The following is a 16966-nucleotide window of genomic DNA, read 5'->3' as shown; positions in this document are numbered from 1 at the left end:
CCGACCTACGGCTCGGGCCTCACGCCTGCCCGGACGCCGCCTCACGCATCGCCGCCGCCGTGCGGGCCGCCTCGTACCCGTCCGGGGCGCCCTCCAGGAACACCAGGCTCCCGGGCAGGTGATCGGTGCGCAGCGGCAGGATCTCCTGGTAGGCGGGCGACTCGTACCAGGTGTGGGCCGCCTTCAGGTCGGGGAACTCCAGCACGACGACGCCGCCGAGCCTGGGGCCCTCCACCCACTCCCCCTCCGTGCCGTGGACCAGGAAGCGGCCCCCGTACGGGGTGAAGGTGGCCTGGACGCGTTCGATGTACGTGAAGACGTCCGGGTGCGTCGTGGGCGTCGTGTGCAGTACGGCTATGACGTAGGCGGTCATGAGCGAGCCCCCCTCGGGTCCGGCTGATAGGGGGATCGTGCCGGAACCCGGGGAGGGCGTCGATTACCCGCGGGGTAGGAATTCAGGTACCTACGACGCAGGAGACTCAGGCACTCAGATCGTCGCCGTGTCGATCACGAAGCGGTAGCGCACGTCGGAGTTGATGACGCGCTCGTACGCCTCGTTGACCTGGCTCGCCTCGATGAGCTCGATCTCGGCACCCAGGCCGTGCTCGGCGCAGAAGTCGAGCATCTCCTGGGTCTCGGCGATGCCGCCGATCATGGAGCCCGCGAGGGTCTTGTTGCCGCCGATCAGCGAGAACAGGTTCAGCGAGATCGGCTCCTCGGGGGCGCCGACGTTCACCAGGGCACCGCTCGTCTTGAGCAGGCCCAGGTAGGCGCCGAAGTCCAGCGGCGCGGACACGGTCGACAGGATGATGTCGAACGTACCGGCCAGCTCCTCGAAGGTCTTCGGGTCGCTGGTGGCGTAGTAGTGGTCGGCGCCCAGCTTCAGGCCGTCGTCCTTCTTGCGCAGCGACTGCGACAGGACGGTCACCTCGGCGCCCATCGCGTGCGCGATCTTGACGCCCATGTGGCCGAGGCCGCCCAGGCCGACCACGGCGACCTTCTTGCCCGGGCCCGCGCCCCACTGCTTGAGCGGGGAGTACGTGGTGATGCCGGCGCAGAGCAGCGGCGCGGCCACGTCGAGCGACAGGCCCTCGGGGATGCCGACGGTGAAGGCCTCGTCGACGACGACCTTCTGCGAGTAGCCGCCGTAGGTGGGCTCGCCGTCCTTGCCGATGGCGTTGTACGTGCCGACGTTCCCGCGGACGCAGTGCTGCTCCTGGCCGTTCTTGCAGGGCTCGCACTCGCGGCAGGAGTCGACCATGCAGCCGACGCCGACCTGGTCGCCGACCTTGAACTTGGTGACACCGGCACCGACGGCCTCGACGACACCGGCGATCTCGTGGCCCGGGACCATCGGGAAGATGGCCTCGCCCCAGCCCTCGCGGGCCTGGTGGATGTCGGAGTGGCAGATACCGGCGAACTTGATGTCGATCAGAACGTCGTGCTCGCCGACCGGACGGCGCTCGATGGTGGTGCGCTCCAGCGGAGCCTTGGCGCTGGGCGCGGCGTATGCAGCAACAGTGGTCATGACCTCAACCCTGCCCCAGACGATCGCCTCGTGCGACATCCGCGCAGGTCACCGCTCTGCGTACGACCAGTGGTCCTACTACTGGCGGGGTCAGGCTCATGGGCGTACGACCGGGAATACTGGAAGCATGGACGAAGACCAGCCGTACCCGCCGGCCCCGGACGGCCTGGACCGCCGGGCCGAGCTCAGCGAGTTCCTGCGCACCCGGCGGGCCCGGCTCCAGCCCCAGGACGTGGGCCTCGCCCCGGCCGGGCGGCACCGGCGGGTGCCCGGGCTGCGGCGCGAGGAGCTGGCCCAGCTGGCCGGGGTCTCGGTGGCGTACTACACACGCCTGGAGCAGGGCAATGGACGCAACGTGTCGGCGGAGGTACTCGACGCGATCGCGCGCGCCCTGCAGCTGAGCGACACCGAGCACGCGCACCTCGTCCATCTGGCCCACCCGACGCCGACCCGGCGCAAGCAGCGGGCCCCGAAGCGGCAGCAGCAGGTGCGGCCCGCGCTGCGCCAGCTCCTGGAATCCATGGAGGGCGTGCCCGCGTACATCGGCGGGGCCCGCTCCCACATCCTCGCCTGGAACCGGATGGCGGCGGCCCTCTTCGGCGACTGGGGCAAGATGCCGCCGGCCGAGCGCAACTGGGCCCGCCTCACGTTCCTGAACCCCGACTACCGGGAGCTGTTCCGCGACTGGGAGTCGAAGGCGTCCGACATGGTCAGCTACCTGCGCCTGTACGCGGGCCGCAACCCGGAGGACCCCGAGCTGTCGGCGCTGGTCGGTGAACTCTCCGTCAAGAGCGAGAAGTTCAGGAAGCTGTGGGCCACGCACGACGTGAAGGAGAAGGGCCACGGCGTGAAGCGGATGCGGCATCCGCTGGTCGGCGAACTGACCCTGTCCTACGAGACGTTGCACCTGCCGGACGACGACGGGCAGTTCCTTTCGGTGTACCACGCGGAGCCGGGTTCGGCCTCGGCGGAAGCGCTCCGCCTGCTGGCGAGCTGGGGGGCCGACGCCATTCAGGCGGGGAGCGAGGCGCCCCGCTAGGGGCGCGGGGAACTGCGCGACCAGCCACGACGAGACGCGCACCCGGCAACGGACCCGGGGCTCCGCCCCGGACCCCGCTCCTCAATCGCCGGAGGGGCTCGAATGGGGCGGCGACACAACACCCCAGTTCCACAGGGGCACCGGCTGCTCGGCCGGCCGTACCGCGTCCGGCCCCGAGAAGTACACGGCCAGCCGGGTCCCCCACTCCACGTACGCGCTGAACGCGGAGCGGAACTCCGCATCGGTCGGCAGGCCCGCCTCGTCGGCCGCGTCGTGCATGAGGTTCACCCATCGGCGGCGCTGCGCCTCGGTGATGCCCTTGCCGATGTGCTTGGCGACCATGTGGCTGTGTCCGCCGTGCTGTTCGGAGTACGCGGAGGGCCCGCCGAAGACCTCGCCGAGCCAGAGCGCGACGTGTTCGGCGTGCTCGGCGGGCAGGTCGGCGAAGAGCGGGCCGAGGAGGTCGTCCTTGACGACGTGCGCGTAGAAGACGGACGTGAGACGGGCGAACGCCTCGGCGCCGCCCGCCCATTCATAGAGCGTGGGTTCCGCCGAGCCTCTCCCCCGCACCGAGGTGGGCTTGTAGTGGCGCATCTCGTCGATGTCGCCCACGTACGGGCGGATCTCGGCGAGGAACTCGGGGAACAGGTCCGACGTCCGGAACCCTTCGAGGTGGTCCTCGGTCGAGGTCCAGATGATGCGCAGGATGAAGTGCCCGAAGTCGTCCTCGCAGCGCGCGAGTTCGTAGGAGACGCAGTGCGGGGACGCGGCCAGGTGGCGGGCCGCGCGCGTGTAGGCCGCGAGGAACTCGGCGGAGCGGGCTTCCGGGATGCGGTAGCGGATGTACTCGACCGTCTGCGTCGTCATGACCGCCACCCAAACACGGGTGGCCCGTCCCGGTCCATGGACCGGGACGGGCCACCACCACGCGCTCTACGTCACTTGCCGTAGTACGCGTTGTAGATCGAGATCGTCGACGTGTTGCCCTTCTTGTCGGTGATCTTCGCGCGGAAGGAGACGCCCTTGCCCGCTGCCGGGTTCTTGACGCTGATCTTGCCGCTCTTGACGGTGACCTTCGTCCACTTCGCGCCGCCGTCGTAACTGACGTACACGGCGAGGGACTTCAGGTTGGAGCCCGCCGCCGCGCCGGTGACGGTGACCGGGACGGACTGGGTCTTGCCGGCCGTCACCCGGCTGTCCAGACCGACGGCCGCGTCGAAGCGCGCCGCGGAGAGCGGCAGCTTCGTCTCGGTGGAGGTCTTCTTGGAGCGGAACGTCCAGGTCCCGTCGATCCGGCTGGAGGCCGTGGCGATCCGGGCCGAGCGCTTGATGGACGTCGTCAGCTCGTACGCGGCGTCCGTGGACGGCACCTTGAAGACCTTCTCGCCGACCAGCGGGTCGTCGTTCTCGCCGACCTTGGTGGAGCCGCGGTACAGCGTCGTCTTCACCGAGGAGTAGACCGAGGAGCCGGCGTGGGTCTTGCCGTCGGCGAACATCGGCAGGTACCCGGCGATCGTGTTGCTCTTGCGGAAGACGCCGTAGGAGCCGCCGATCCGGGGCCCGAAGACCGCGGTGTTGAACGTCTTCTCGTACGTCTTGCCGCCCGTGAACGACTGGGCCGCGCCCAGCGAGTAACCGGCCTCGTAGGTCGGCCAGCCCTCCTCGTCCGGCGGGCCGTTCTGCGAGAAGTCCAGGCCCCACTTCACCTTGTCACCCGTGGACAGGTGCAGGGTGCGGCTGCCGGGCAGCTTCTGGTCGATCGCCGTCGACCAGCCGCCGGAGCCGCTGGGCAGCATGCCGAGCGCGCTCACCGAACCGGTCTTGCCGCTCACGGAGGCGCCGAGGCCCACCTTCACCGTGGCGAGGTCGCTCGCCTTGTAGTGCTTGGTGTAGCCGGTGGCGAGGCGCTTGACGGGGCCGCCGGAGAAGACGTTGTACTCGGCGTTCGTACCCTTGGTCCAGATGGCCTGCCACTGCTGCTGGAGGTCGGCGCCGGTGATGTCACCGCCCAGGCCCGCGGTGCGGAAGCCCTTGTACGAGTCGAGCAGCCAGCCGAAGCCGGCCCCCATGGTGGAGGTCGACACGTCGAAGGACGGGGCGGCGAGCAGCGACTCGACGCCCGTGTCGGGCACCGTGATGTCCACCGGCTTGGCGGTCCGCGCGTCGAGGGTGACCGTCGTGTTCTTGGTGACGCTCAGCTTCGGCTGGGCCAGCCAGTCGATGCCCTTGGTGGCGTCCTCGGGGTCGATCACCAGGTTCGAGGTGAGGGTGTAACTCCCCTTGGGGACACGGACCTTGACCGTCCCGGAGTTCGGGTCGTACGCGCCGTAGAACGCGCCGGCGACGCTCCCCGACAGGCCGAACAGGGACGTGTCGTAGTTCTTGGCGTCCTTGCCGTCCCGCCCGATGTGCTTGAGCGTCACGTCGTACGACTCGACCTCGCGCTGCACCGCGGCCGCGGTCCGCACGGACTGGCCGTCGCCGGTCGCCGTGATGTACGCGGAGTAGTCGCCGTCGACCGTGCCGCCGAGCTTCGTGTTCGCGGTCAGGTCGACCGAGGCCGTGCCGCCCGCGGGGACGGTGACCTTGGTCGCGCCGAGCTTGAAGAAGCCCGCGGGGGCGGCCGCGCCCTTGGGGCCGGTCGCCTGGACCGCGAGGGTCAGGGTGACGTCCTTCGTGCCGGCGTTCTTGTACGTGACCTTCTTGGTGACGGCCTTGTCGTCGGTGTGCGGCCACTGCGCGACGCCGAAGCTGACGGAGGCCGGGTCGGCGAACACGGTCTGGGTGATCGCCTTGTCCACCTGGATGCGGCCGCTGCCCTGCTGGAACGGGGTCAGCTTGGCGGTGCCCTTGGTCGAGCCGACCAGCGCGCCCTTGAGCTCGGTGTACTTCCAGTCCGGGTGCTGCTGCTTGAGGATCGCGGCGGCACCGGCGACGTGCGGAGTCGCCATCGACGTACCCGAGATGGTCAGGTACCCGTCCGGGTTCTGGCCGACCTCCTGCTCGATGACGCTGCCGGGAGCGGCGGCCGCCGTGATGTCGACGCCCGGCGCCGTCACGTCCGGCTTGATCGCTCCGTCGCCCGCGCGCGGCCCGGTGGAGGAGAAGTCGGCGAGCTGGTCCTTGTCGTCGACGGCGCCGACGGTGAGGGCGGCGTCCGCGCTGCCCGGCGAGCCGATGGAGTTCGGGCCCTCGTTGCCCGCCGCGATGGCGAACAGGACGCCCTTCTCCGCCGAGAGCTTGTTGACCTCGGCCTCCAGCGGGTCGATCTCCGGGGTGTCGTAGCCGCCCAGGCTCAGGTTGATGACGTCGGCGCCCTGCGCGGCCGCCCACTCCATGCCCGCGAGGATGCCGGAGTCGTCGCCGAACCCGCTGTCGTCGAGCACCTTGCCGTTGAGCAGCTTCGCGCCCGGGGCGACGCCCTTGAACTTGCCGCCCGACTTCGCGCCCGTACCGGCCGCGATCGAGGCGACGTGCGTGCCGTGCCCGAAGTGGTCGGTGGCGTCGGCCGCGGCGGTGAAGTTCTTCGACTCGGCGACCTGGTCCTTCAGATCGGGGTGGGTCGCGTCGACACCGGTGTCCAGGACGGCGATCTTGACGCCCTTGCCGTCGTACCCGGCGGCCCACGCCTTGGGGGCGCCGATCTGCGGCACGGACTTGTCGAGGCTGGCCCGGCGGATGCCGTCGAGCCAGATGCGGCTGACGCCGGAGGCGGTGGTGCCGTCCTGGTCGGTGACCGCGTTCCACAGGTCGACCGCGTCGGACTTGGGCGTGAGGACCGCGTCCGCGTTCAGCGCCTTCAGCGAGCGCCGCACGGTGGTGTCACCGGCGTCGCGCACCTCGGCCTTGGCCGCGGCAGCCGCGCCCGAGTAGCCGACGATGACCTTGAGGCCGTTCTTCTGCGCCTTCTTGTACGACGCCTTGGACAGCTCGGTGACGTCGAAGAGACGCTGGTCGAGCTTTCCGGAGGCGATCATGCGCTGCGCGTCGAGGGGCACCACGTAGGTGTGCCCCTTCACTATGCGCGTCTGTACGGGTATGTGGGCACGGCCCTTCGCCCGCTCGAACCCGACCGGCTTGCCCTGCGCGTCGAGCGCGACGCGGTCGCCGGTGATGAGCGTGACGTGCGATCTCGCCTTGATCGCCTTGACCTGCTGCCCGGCGCCGCTGTGCGCGGCCGCGGGAGCGGAGTTCGCCGGAAGGGCGGCGCCCGCGACGAGGGCGACGGCGGCGGCGCCCGCGACAAGGGCGGCGCGTCGCGTACGGGAATGTACCTGTCTGTGCAACTTTCCCCCTGGTGACGGTAGTTCACCAAAAGAGGGTCATGGTTGAACCCCCTGCGCCTAGAGAGGGCACAGGGGGTTCAAAGGTTGCTTCTCGCGCGGGCAAAGTCGCGGAGTGGCTACAACCCGACTACTTGGCCTGTTCGTTCTCCGTGACCTTGATGCGGCCCTTGCGGATCGTCACGAGCCGCGGCGCCTTGCGGGCGATGGCCGAGTCGTGCGTGACCATGATGAACGTGAGCCCGTGCTCCTTCCACAGGCCTTCCAGTACGTCCATGATCTCGTCGCGCATGGACTCGTCGAGGTTGCCGGTGGGCTCGTCGGCGAGGAGCACCTTCGGGTTCTTCACCAGCGCCCGCGCGATGGCGACGCGCTGCTGCTGACCGCCGGACATCTCCGAGGGCAGGTGGCCCAGCCGCTCGCCGAGGCCGACGGACTTGAGCGCCTCGGCCGCGCGCTCGCGCCGGTCGGCCGCCTTGATGCCGAGCGGGACGAGCGCGGTCTCGACGTTCTCCTGGGCGGTGAGCGTCGGGATGAGGTTGAAGGACTGGAAGACGAACCCGATGGACTCGGCGCGGACCTTGGTGAGCCGGGCCTCGGGCAGCTTCGCGAGATCGGTGCCGTCGAGCTCGACGCTGCCGGCCGTGGGCCGGTCGAGGCCGCCGAGCATCTGCAGCAGGGTCGACTTGCCGCCGCCGGTCGGGCCCTGGATGACGAGCCGGTCGCCGTCGCCGATGGTCAGGTCGACGCCCGCGAGCGCCTCGACGGTGTCCTTGGCCCGGCGGTACGTCTTGGTGACGCCTCTGAGCTGATACATGGGGCAACTCCTGTGCTACGTAAGGAGGTTGAGAGATAGGGGGCGCGGGGTGCTACTCGACGCGGCGCAGCGCGTCCGCCGGACGCAGTCGCGAGGCCCGCCAGCCGCCGAACGCTCCGGCGATCAGTCCGCCCGCGACGGCGAGGCCGACCGCGAGGGCGATGGTCGTGCCGGAGACCGGCGCGGTCAGCGCGATGTCGAGGGTCTTGCTCGCGGCCTGCCGGGCGGCGCCGCCGGGGCCGCCGCCACCGGGACCGCCCATGCCGCCGCCCCCGCCGAAGCCGCCGCCTCCGCCGCCCGTGGCACCGAGGGAGGCCGACAGGGTCGGGCTGATCGCGGTCACCGCGTACGCGCCGGCCAGGCCGACCGCGATGCCGAGGACGCCGCCGATGAGCCCGTTGACGACGGCCTCGCCGATGACCTGGCGGGTGACGCGGCCGGACTTCCAGCCGAGCGCCTTGAGCGTGCCGAACTCGCGGACCCGGCGCGAGACCGCCGACGAGGTGAGCAGACCCGCGACGAGGAACGCGGCCACGAGCACCGCGATGGAGAGCCACTTGCCGACGTTCGAGGCGAGCGAGGAGGCGGTGGACAGCGACCCCGAGACGGTCTTGGCGAGGTCGGCGGAGGTGGTGACCGTCGTGCCCGAGATGTTCTTGCTGATGGTCGACTTCACCGAGTCGATCTGCTGCGAGTCGGTCGCCTTGACGTAGACCGTCGTCACCTTGTTCTTCATGTCGGCGACGGTCTGGGCCTGCTTCAGCGGGATGTAGAGGTTGGCCGCCGAGTCGCCGCTGTCGGCCGTCGAGACGCCGATGACCTTGAACTTCGTGCCGTGGATGGTGACGTTGTCACCGACGGCGAGCTTCTTCTCCTTGGCGTACGAGGCGTCGGCGACGGCCACCTTGGCGTTCGTCTCGGACGTCGTGAACGTACGGCCCTTGGTGATCTTCGAGGTGGTGAGCGGGCCGAGGTTCTGCTTGGTGACGTCGGTGCCGTACACCGAGAAGGAGTTGACGTCGAAGTTGGCGCCGCCGCCCTCGACGCGGCCCTGCGGCTGGCCGCCACCGCCGCCGTTCTGGCCGCCGGGGCCGCCGCCCTGCTGCCCCTGCTGCTGGTCCTGCTTGAACTGGCCGCGCGTGAACTGCCCGCTGACCTTCATGACCTGGAGGTTCAGGCCGCCCACGGTGTCGGCGACGCCCTTCTGGCCGGCCACCTCGGTGACTGTGGAGGAGGCGAGCGTCTGGAAGCCCTGGACCATGACGCGGTCGGTGGACTGCTCCTTGCCGTCGTCGCTGTCCCGGGCGCCGAACTTGAAGTTCGGGCGCCCGTTGTCCCCGGTCGGGGCCGCGGCCGCCTTGGTGACGGTCATGTCGGTGCCGAGGCCGTACAGGGACTGCAGGACCTTGTCCTGCGCCTTGTTCATGCCGGAGGACACGGAGCTGACGACGATGACGAGCGCGATACCCAGCGCGAGCCCGGAGGCGACGACGAGGGCCGCCTTTCTGCGGCGGCGCAGTTCACGCCTGAGATAGGTGAAGAACATCGAAGCCTCGCCCGATGACAGCCCCGACGCGGGGCGCTGACAGGAATCAGCGGAAGCCGGAGCGAGGGTCGTCGCTCCGGCTTCCGCTGCGGCGAAACCGTATGGCGGCGCTGTAAGGGTTCTGTGAGGTGGGGATGAGAACCGGATGAGACCGCGTCCGGCGGCCCGCGCCGGTCGCGTCTAGCGGCCCGCGGCGGCCTTCTCCGTGACCGTGATCCGGCCCTTGCGGATCGTCGCCACGCGGGGTGCGGCCTTCGCCAGGGTCGAGTCGTGCGTGACCATGATGAACGTCAGACCGTGCTCGCGCCACAGGCCTTCCAGTACGTCCATGATCTCGTCGCGCGTCGACTCGTCGAGGTTGCCGGTCGGCTCGTCGGCGAGCAGCACGCGGGGGTTCTTCACCAACGCGCGGGCGATGGCGACGCGTTGCTGCTGACCGCCGGACATCTCGGACGGCAGGTGTCCGAGCCGCTCGCCGAGCCCTACGGACTTCAGCGCCTCGGCCGCCCGCTCCCTGCGCTCCGCGACCTTCATGCCGAGCGGGACCAGCGCGGTCTCCACGTTCTCCTGGGCGTTGAGGGTCGGGATGAGGTTGAAGGACTGGAAGATGATGCCGATCTTCTCGCTGCGCACCTTCGTCAGCTTCGCCTCGGAGAGCTTGGCGAGGTCGACTCCGTCGAGCTCGACGCTGCCGGCCGTCGGACGGTCGAGGCCGCCGAGCATCTGGAGCAGGGTCGACTTGCCGCCGCCGGTCGGGCCCTGGATGACGAGCCGGCCGCCGTCCTCCACGGTCAGGTCGACGCCGCGCAGGGCGTCGACGGTCTCCTTGCCGCGCTGGTACTGCTTGGTCACGCCGCGCAGTTCGTACATGGTGAACTCCTGGGATGGGGAGGGCGGTTGGGCTATTCGACGCGGCGCAGCGCGTCCGCGGGGCGCAGCCGGGAGGCCCGCCAGCCGCCGTACGCTCCGGCGATCAGCCCGCCCGCGATGGCGAGCAGCGCGGCGAGCGCGATGGTGGAGAGGCTGACCGGCGCGGTGAGCGCGACGTCAATGGTGCTCGCGGTGGACGAGCCGCCGCCGGGACCGCCGCCCATGCCGCCGCCGCCGGGACCGCCCATGCCACCGCCCGCGCCCCCGCCTCCGCCGGTCGAGCCGAGGGATGCGGTCAGCGTCGGGCTGAAGGCCGTGACGGCGTACGCGGCGGCGAGGCCGATACCGATGCCGAGGACACCGCCGATGAGCCCGTTGACGATCGCCTCACCGGCGACCTGCCGGGTGACGCGGCCGGACTTCCAGCCGAGCGCCTTGAGCGTGCCGAACTCGCGCACGCGCCGCGAGACCGCCGAGGAGGTGAGCAGCGCGGCGACGACGACGGCCGCGGCGAGCACCACGACGGACAGCCACTTGCCCACGCTGGAGGCGAGGTCGGAGGCGGTGGAGAGCGAACCCGACACCGTGTCCGCGAGGTCGGAGGACGTGGTGACCGTGGTCCCCGAGATGTTCTTCTTGATCGTCGCCTTGACCGTGTCGATCCGCTTCGAGTCGGCGGCCTTCACATAGATGGTGGAGACCTTGTTCTTGGCGTCGGCGAGCGTCTGCGCCTGCTTCAGCGGCAGGTAGACGTCGCCGGTGGAGTCGCTGCTGCTCGCCTGCGCGATGCCGACGACCTCGTACTTCAGCTTGTTGATGGTGAGGGTGTCGCCGACGGCCTTGGAGTTCTCCTTGGCGTACGACTTCGAGAGGACGGCCACCTTGGCGTTCGTCTCGGCCGTTGTGAAGGTGCGGCCCTTCGTGATCTCCATGGTGGAGAGCGGTCCGAGGCCCTGGTGCGCGACGTCGATGCCGTACACGGAGTACGAGTTGACGTCGAAGTTCGCGCCGCCGCCCTGCACACCGCTCTGGCCGCCCTCGCTGCCGCCGCCGGGGCCGCCCTGGCTCTGGCCCTGCTGCCCCTGGCTCTGTGCCTGTCCCTGGCTGAACTGGCCTGAGACCTTCATGACGTTGAGGCTGAGCGCGCCGGTCGCGGAGGCGACGCCCTTCTGCTCGGCGACCTCGGCGACCAGGGACGACTTGAGCGTCTGGCCGCCGGACGTCATGACGCGGTCGGTCGACTGGGTCTTGCTGCTGTCGTCGTCGCCGTCGGCGTCGAACTTGAAGTCGGGGCGGTCTGCGCCGTTCTTCGACGGCGCCGCGGCCGCCTTGGTCACCGTCATGTCGGTGCCGAGCCCGTAGAGCGAGGCGAGGACCTTGCTCTGGGCCTGCTTCATCCCGGCCGAGACCGACGTGACCGTGATGACAAGCGCGATGCCGAGCGCGAGCCCGGAGGCGACGACGAGGGCGGCCTTCCGGCGTCGCCTCAATTCACGCCTGAGGTAGGTGAGGAACATGGAGCGGACAGTAAGGACGCTGCTTGGCACTGAGCTGTGAGCCGCATGCGGTCTTCATAGGTGCCGGGTAAAAACCCCGTGAATGTGCGGAACCCCGGTACGCGGCGCGTACCGGGGTTCGGCGGAAGCCGGGTGGCTCAGGAGGCGGAGCCGGCCTTCCAGTCGGCCCAGCTCAGGTTCCAGCCGTTGAGGCCGTTGTCCGGGGCGACGGTCTTGTCGCCGGTGTTCTTCACGACGACGACGTCGCCGATCATGGAGTTGTCGTAGAACCAGGCACCGGGGGTGCTGGAGTCGTTGGCACCCTTGGCGTCGGCCAGACCGACACAGCCGTGGCTGGTGTTCGCGGAGCCGAAGATCGACTTGGCGCCCCAGTAGTTGCCGTGGATGAACGTGCCGGAGTTCGACAGACGCATCGCGTGCGGCACGTCCTTGATGTCGTACTCGCCCTTGCCGTCGTCGTCCGTGAAGCCGACCGAGGCGCCGTTCATCCGGGTCTCCTTGAACTTCTCGGAGATCACCATCTGGCCCTGGTACGTCTTGTTCTCGGGCGAACCGGCGGAGATCGGGATCGTCTTGATCGTCTTGCCGTCCCGGGTGACGGTCATCGTCTTGGTCTTGGCGTCGACCGTGGAGACCTGGTTGCGCCCGATCTTGAACGAGACCGTCTTCTGCTGCACACCCGTCACGCCGTTCGCACCCTCGACGCCGTCGAGGTCCAGCTTCATGGTGACGGTGGAGCCGCCCTGCCAGTAGTCCTCGGGGCGGAAGTCCAGGCGCTGCGAGTTGAACCAGTGCCCGACGACCTCCTGGCCGCTGCTGGAGGTCACGGTGATGTGGGACTGCACATCGGACTTGTTCGTGATGGCCTTGTCGAAGTTGATCGACACGGGCATGCCGACGCCGACCGTGGAGCCGTCCTCCGGCGTGAAGTTGCCGATGAAGCTGTTGGCCGGGGAGACCGTCGTGAACTGCGCGTTCTCGTGCGCGGCGCGGCCGTCGGAGTCCTTCGCGGCCGCGGCGATCTTGTACGTGGTCGCGCGCTGCAGCTGGGCGGTGGGCTTCCAGCTCTTCTTGTCAGCGGATATCTGACCGGCCACGGCGGTACCGTCGGCCGTCTTCATGGTGACGTCGGTGAGCGTGCCCTTGCTCACGGTGACCTTGGCCGCGTTGTTGATGCTCGCGTTGTCGGAGCCGTCCTTCGGCGCGATCTTGATGTCCGCCTCGGAGGTCTTCTTCGCAGCGGCCTCGTCGGCCTGCTCCTGCGACTTCTTGATGCCGCTCGGCGTGGCACCGTCGCTGTCGCCACTGCTGCACGCAGTGAGCACCAGTACACCGCCGAGCAGGGCGGACGCGGCCATCAGACCCTTGCGCCGCTTACCGTCCGTCATCACACGCTTCTCCATAGTCGCCGATTTCCCGGATCTCCCCGGAGTTCCCCGACCCCGATCACGAAGGATCACGGGGAACACAACGGTTCCCCTTACCCATACATAACGCAGTGACCGCTTCGCCCCGTTCCCGATCGCCCCGGATGTGGGCGACAACACGTCCGCGGAAGCGGTGACCACCGATGCACCCGTGGTAACGGCACCCCCGTGATTCCCCTCCAGGACAACGAAAACCCCGGGTGGCCGACTGCCGCCCGGGGTTCCCGTCGTACCGTCCGCTACACGTCTTCTTCGTCGTCCTCCGCGTCATCATCCTCGTCGAGGTCCCAATCCGGCGAATCGGGGTCGTAGTCGACCGTCTCGCTGGACCACGACGCCTGTACGAGCTCGGCCCCCGGCACGTCTGCGACCAGGTCGAACGGGTCCACGAGATAGGCGACGGCCTCCGCCTCGTCCTCCTGCACGGCGCTCTCGGCGTGCGCGCGCTCCCGCTCCGGCATCTCCTCGTTCGCGGCGGACTCGGAGATCCGCTGCAGCGCGCCCCCGGTGAGCGCCTCCGCGTCGGCGACCTCCAGAACCAATTCCACCTTCAGGCGAACAAAACGTGACGTCTCATCAGTGCTCATGACGCGGAGCGTACGGCCCATGACCCCCGTGACTTTCCCGTGACCCGCCCCTGTCACTAGGATCTGCGCACACGGCCAATTCGCCAGCGCCACAAGGGGGATCGCTTCCGTGTCCGCCGCACGTCGATCATTGCTCACCGCCACCGCCGCCGGGACGCTCCTGGGCGCCCTGTGGTTCGTTCCCAGCGCCACGGCGACCTCCGAGCATCCACCGAGCTCCGACCAGCAGCAGACCGCCTCCGCGGTCGACGCCCAGTCGGACCGTCAACTCCGCCTGGCCGACACGGGAACGGTCGACACGACCCCGTACGTGATCGGCGGCTCGGCCTTCCTCGGCCTGGGAGTCGGCTTCGTCGCCTACTCGGTACGAAGGCAACGCTTCTCGGAGGGCTTGTAGCTTCAACGCCCCGTGAGAGATGCGCCCCGTAGGGGGCGCGGGGCTGTATCGATCTGCGGCTCCGCCGCGCGGGCGCGGGGAACTGCGCGGTCAGCCACAGTCCTCCCGCACCCGCGAACGATCGGCACGAGGCAGACGAGAAGGCGCCGGCTCCCTAGGCCAACGCCCCGGTAACCCCTTCAACGGCCGCAACCAGCGCCCCACTCCGCACGAACGCGTCCGCCGCGGCGAGATCGGGCGCCAGGAACCGGTCGGGCCCGGGCCCCTCGACACCCGCACCCCGCACCGCCGCGATCACCGCGCGGGACGCGGGCGCGGCCGTCAGGCCCTCCCGCAGCTCGATCCCCCGCGTCGCCGCGTACAGCTCCACGGCCACGATCCGCGCCAGGTTGTCGACAGCGGTCCGCAGCTTGCGCGCCGCCGACCACCCCATCGACACGTGGTCCTCCTGCATCGCGGAGGACGGGATCGAATCGGCCGAGGCCGGCACGGCAAGCCGCTTCATCTCGCTCACCAGCGCGGCCTGCGTGTACTGCGCGATCATGAGCCCCGAGTCGACCCCGGCGTCGTCCGCGAGGAACGGCGGCAGCCCGTGCGAGCGGTTCTTGTCGAGCAGCCGGTCGGTGCGCCGCTCGGTGATGGACCCGAGGTCGGCGGCGGCGATGGCCAGGAAGTCGAGCACGTAGGCGACCGGCGCCCCGTGGAAGTTGCCGTTGGACTCGACGCGCCCGTCGGGCAGCACCACGGGGTTGTCGACCGCGGCCGCGAGCTCCCGCTCCGCGACGAGCCGCGCGTGCGCCATGGTGTCCCGCCCGGCCCCCGCCACCTGCGGGGCACACCGCACGGAGTACGCGTCCTGGACCCGCGGCGCGTCGTCCTGGTGGTGCCCCGTGAGCTCCGAGCCCTTCAGCACGGCCAGCATGTTGGCGGCGGAGGCCGCCTGCCCCGGGTGCGGCCGGATGGCGTGCAGCTCGGGCGCGAGCACCTTGTCCGTGCCGAGGAGCGCCTCCAGCGACAGGGCGGCGGTGATGTCGGCGGCCTTGTACAGGTTGTCCAGGTCGTCGAGGGCCATGACGAGCATGCCGAGCATCCCGTCGGTGCCGTTGAGCAGCGCGAGGCCCTCCTTCTCGCGCAGCTCGACCGGCGCGATGCCGTGCTCGGCGAGCAGCTCACCGGCGGGCCGCACGACCCCGTCGGGCCCCTCGGCGTCGCCCTCGCCCATGAGCGTGAGCGCGCAGTGGCTGAGCGGGGCGAGGTCGCCGGAGCAGCCCAGGGAGCCGTACTCGTGGACGACCGGCGTGATCCCGGCGTTCAGCACGTCCGCCATCGTCTGCGCGACCTCGGGCCGCACCCCGGTGTGCCCGGAGCAGACGGTCTTCAGGCGCAGGAACATCAGCGCGCGCACGACCTCGCGCTCCACGCGCGGGCCCATTCCGGCGGCGTGCGAGCGCACGATGTTGCGCTGCAGCTGGGCACGGAGCTCGGTGCTGATGTGCCGGGAGGCGAGCGCGCCGAACCCGGTGGAGACGCCGTAGACGGGCTCCGGCTTCGCGGCGAGCGCGTCGACGATCTCGCGGGCCGCGGTGAGCGCGGCGACCGCTTCCCCGGAGAGTTCGATCCGGGCGTTACGGCGTGCGACGGCGACGACATCGGCGGCGGTGGCCCCGGCCGTCCCCAGCACCACAGTGTGCATATCCATATTCAGGAGCGTACGCAGTGAATCTCCAGATGTCACGACCGAGTTGAAGGAGAGCCCCTTACTGAACCGGTGTCGCGCGCTAACGGTCCCGGCCCCCGCGGATCCGTCGCCGCTCGCCCTCCCCGCTCACCGGCGGGGGCGCGTCGGCGAGCCGGACCACCGGGTCGTCCAGGCCGCCGTCCCGCCCGGCGATCACCGGCTTCGCGGCGCGCAGCGCCTTCGCCTTGTACTGGGCGGCGTCCGCGAGCCGGAAGAGGCGGCGCGCGCTGCGTACGGGACCGATCGGATCGCCGGTCGAGGCGATCCCGACGGCCACCCCTTCCCCGAGCTCCAACTCCCCTGCCCGGGAACAGACTTCGTCGCCCACCCGGGCCACCTCGTCGGCCGAGGGCCCGACGGCGAGGAGGCAGAACTCGTCGCCGCCGAGCCGCGCGGCGAGCGCGCCCGGCAGCATGGCCCCGCACAGCGAGAGGACGGACCCGAACCGTTCGAGGAGCCGGTCCCCGATCGCGTGCCCGAGGGTGTCGTTGACCCGCTTGAGGCCGTTCAGGTCGCAGACCACGAGACTGACGACGGCGCCGTCCGCCCGGTGCCGCTCCACCGCCTCGTCGAGCCGTATGTCGACGGCCCGCCGGTTGGCGAGCCCGGTCAGCGCGTCCGTGAACGCGAGCCGCCGCGCCTCCTCCAGCCGCTCGGTCTGCGCGATGCCGGCCGCGACGACCGAGGCCAGCACGGTCGCGAAGTCGGCGTCCCCGGCCCCGAACACGGACGCCCCGCGCGGCCGCGCCACGTACAGCTCGCCCCAGGCCCGCCCGTGCAGCACGACGGGCGCGACGACACAGCACCCGCGCCCCCGGCGACGCAGCGCGGCGACCCGCTGATGGCAGTAACCGGCGCGCTCGACCGGACCGGCGGCGGTCTCCACCCACGCGTTCGGCTCGCCGCCGCCCGCCCACCGCTCGTGCAGAAACTCGGTGATCTCCGGGAAGCGGTGCACCGGATACGTCTCGTCCTCGGGGAACTCCTCCTCCCCCGCGGCCCGCTCCCCCACGTTCACGAGGACCCGCAGCCTCCCGCGGTCGCGCTCCCACACGGACAGTGCGGCGAAGTTCCCCGACAGCGCGTGGCAGGCCCCGAGCGCGGCCGCCCGCCAGGTGTCGCGCGGAGACTGCGCGGCGGCCATGCCCTGCGCGAGCGTCACGACGGCCCGCAGCCGGACATCCTCTCCCATTACTCCAGACTAGGGAGGTTTCCGG

Annotated in this window: 14 protein-coding genes; 2 read left to right on the top strand and 12 right to left on the bottom strand. The window is 70.3% G+C overall.

Annotation, left to right across the window (positions count from 1 at the left end; all coding sequences use genetic code 11):
- Window positions 1-19: 19 nt before the first annotated feature.
- Both B072_RS0111465 and B072_RS0111460 read right to left on the bottom strand, forming a co-directional pair.
- Window positions 20-373 (bottom strand): DUF1330 domain-containing protein, encoded by a 354-nt coding sequence (locus tag B072_RS0111465; protein WP_018530084.1) that lies wholly within the window; start codon window positions 371-373, stop codon window positions 20-22.
- Between the two features lie 114 nt (window positions 374-487).
- Window positions 488-1528: an NAD(P)-dependent alcohol dehydrogenase gene (locus B072_RS0111460; protein ID WP_026245706.1), complete on the bottom strand. Its 1041-nt coding sequence runs from the start codon at window positions 1526-1528 to the stop codon at window positions 488-490.
- A 127-nt stretch (window positions 1529-1655) separates the two neighbouring features.
- On the opposite strand from B072_RS0111460, the gene B072_RS0111455 reads away from it, so the two are divergent.
- Window positions 1656-2567, top strand: a complete 912-nt coding sequence (locus B072_RS0111455) for a helix-turn-helix domain-containing protein (protein WP_018530082.1) — start codon at window positions 1656-1658, stop codon at window positions 2565-2567.
- An 81-nt stretch (window positions 2568-2648) separates the two neighbouring features.
- Here the strand turns inward: B072_RS0111455 and B072_RS0111450 are convergent, their stop codons facing one another.
- From B072_RS0111450 to B072_RS0111415, 8 genes are all read right to left on the bottom strand, one after another.
- On the bottom strand, window positions 2649-3434 hold the full coding sequence (locus tag B072_RS0111450) for a group II truncated hemoglobin (protein WP_018530081.1): 786 nt from the start codon (window positions 3432-3434) through the stop codon (window positions 2649-2651).
- A gap of 71 nt (window positions 3435-3505) precedes the next feature.
- Window positions 3506-6853, bottom strand: a complete 3348-nt coding sequence (locus B072_RS0111445) for a S8 family peptidase (protein ID WP_018530080.1) — start codon at window positions 6851-6853, stop codon at window positions 3506-3508.
- Between the two features lie 127 nt (window positions 6854-6980).
- Entirely contained in the window at window positions 6981-7667 is a 687-nt protein-coding gene (locus tag B072_RS0111440; protein ID WP_018530079.1) for an ABC transporter ATP-binding protein, read from the bottom strand.
- Window positions 7668-7719: 52 nt separating this feature from the next.
- Entirely contained in the window at window positions 7720-9213 is a 1494-nt protein-coding gene (locus B072_RS0111435; protein ID WP_018530078.1) for an ABC transporter permease, read from the bottom strand.
- 180 nt (window positions 9214-9393) lie between these two features.
- The gene (locus B072_RS0111430; RefSeq protein WP_018530077.1) at window positions 9394-10083 is read right to left on the bottom strand and encodes an ABC transporter ATP-binding protein; all 690 of its coding nucleotides are present in this window, start codon (window positions 10081-10083) and stop codon (window positions 9394-9396) included.
- Between the two features lie 32 nt (window positions 10084-10115).
- A complete protein-coding gene (locus tag B072_RS0111425; protein WP_018530076.1) occupies window positions 10116-11600 on the bottom strand; it encodes an ABC transporter permease in 1485 nt (494 codons plus the stop codon).
- Window positions 11601-11737: 137 nt separating this feature from the next.
- The gene (locus B072_RS0111420; protein WP_018530075.1) at window positions 11738-13003 is read right to left on the bottom strand and encodes a L,D-transpeptidase; all 1266 of its coding nucleotides are present in this window, start codon (window positions 13001-13003) and stop codon (window positions 11738-11740) included.
- Window positions 13004-13266: 263 nt separating this feature from the next.
- Entirely contained in the window at window positions 13267-13614 is a 348-nt protein-coding gene (locus B072_RS0111415) for a hypothetical protein (protein WP_026245705.1), read from the bottom strand.
- A 109-nt stretch (window positions 13615-13723) separates the two neighbouring features.
- On the opposite strand from B072_RS0111415, the gene B072_RS0111410 reads away from it, so the two are divergent.
- Window positions 13724-14011 (top strand): hypothetical protein, encoded by a 288-nt coding sequence (locus tag B072_RS0111410; RefSeq protein ID WP_199791030.1) that lies wholly within the window; start codon window positions 13724-13726, stop codon window positions 14009-14011.
- A gap of 154 nt (window positions 14012-14165) precedes the next feature.
- On the opposite strand, the gene hutH is transcribed toward B072_RS0111410, so the two are convergent.
- Entirely contained in the window at window positions 14166-15704 is a 1539-nt protein-coding gene (hutH, locus tag B072_RS0111405; protein WP_018530072.1) for a histidine ammonia-lyase, read from the bottom strand.
- Window positions 15705-15789: 85 nt separating this feature from the next.
- On the bottom strand, window positions 15790-16941 hold the full coding sequence (locus B072_RS0111400) for a sensor domain-containing diguanylate cyclase (protein ID WP_018530071.1): 1152 nt from the start codon (window positions 16939-16941) through the stop codon (window positions 15790-15792).
- Window positions 16942-16966 lie beyond the last annotated feature (25 nt).

This window comes from Streptomyces sp. HmicA12, from assembly GCF_000373565.1.
Classification (GTDB): Bacteria; Actinomycetota; Actinomycetes; order Streptomycetales; family Streptomycetaceae; genus Streptomyces.
The sequence above is the reverse complement of the archived record's forward strand: the minus strand, read 5'-3'. Positions and strand labels throughout refer to the sequence as shown.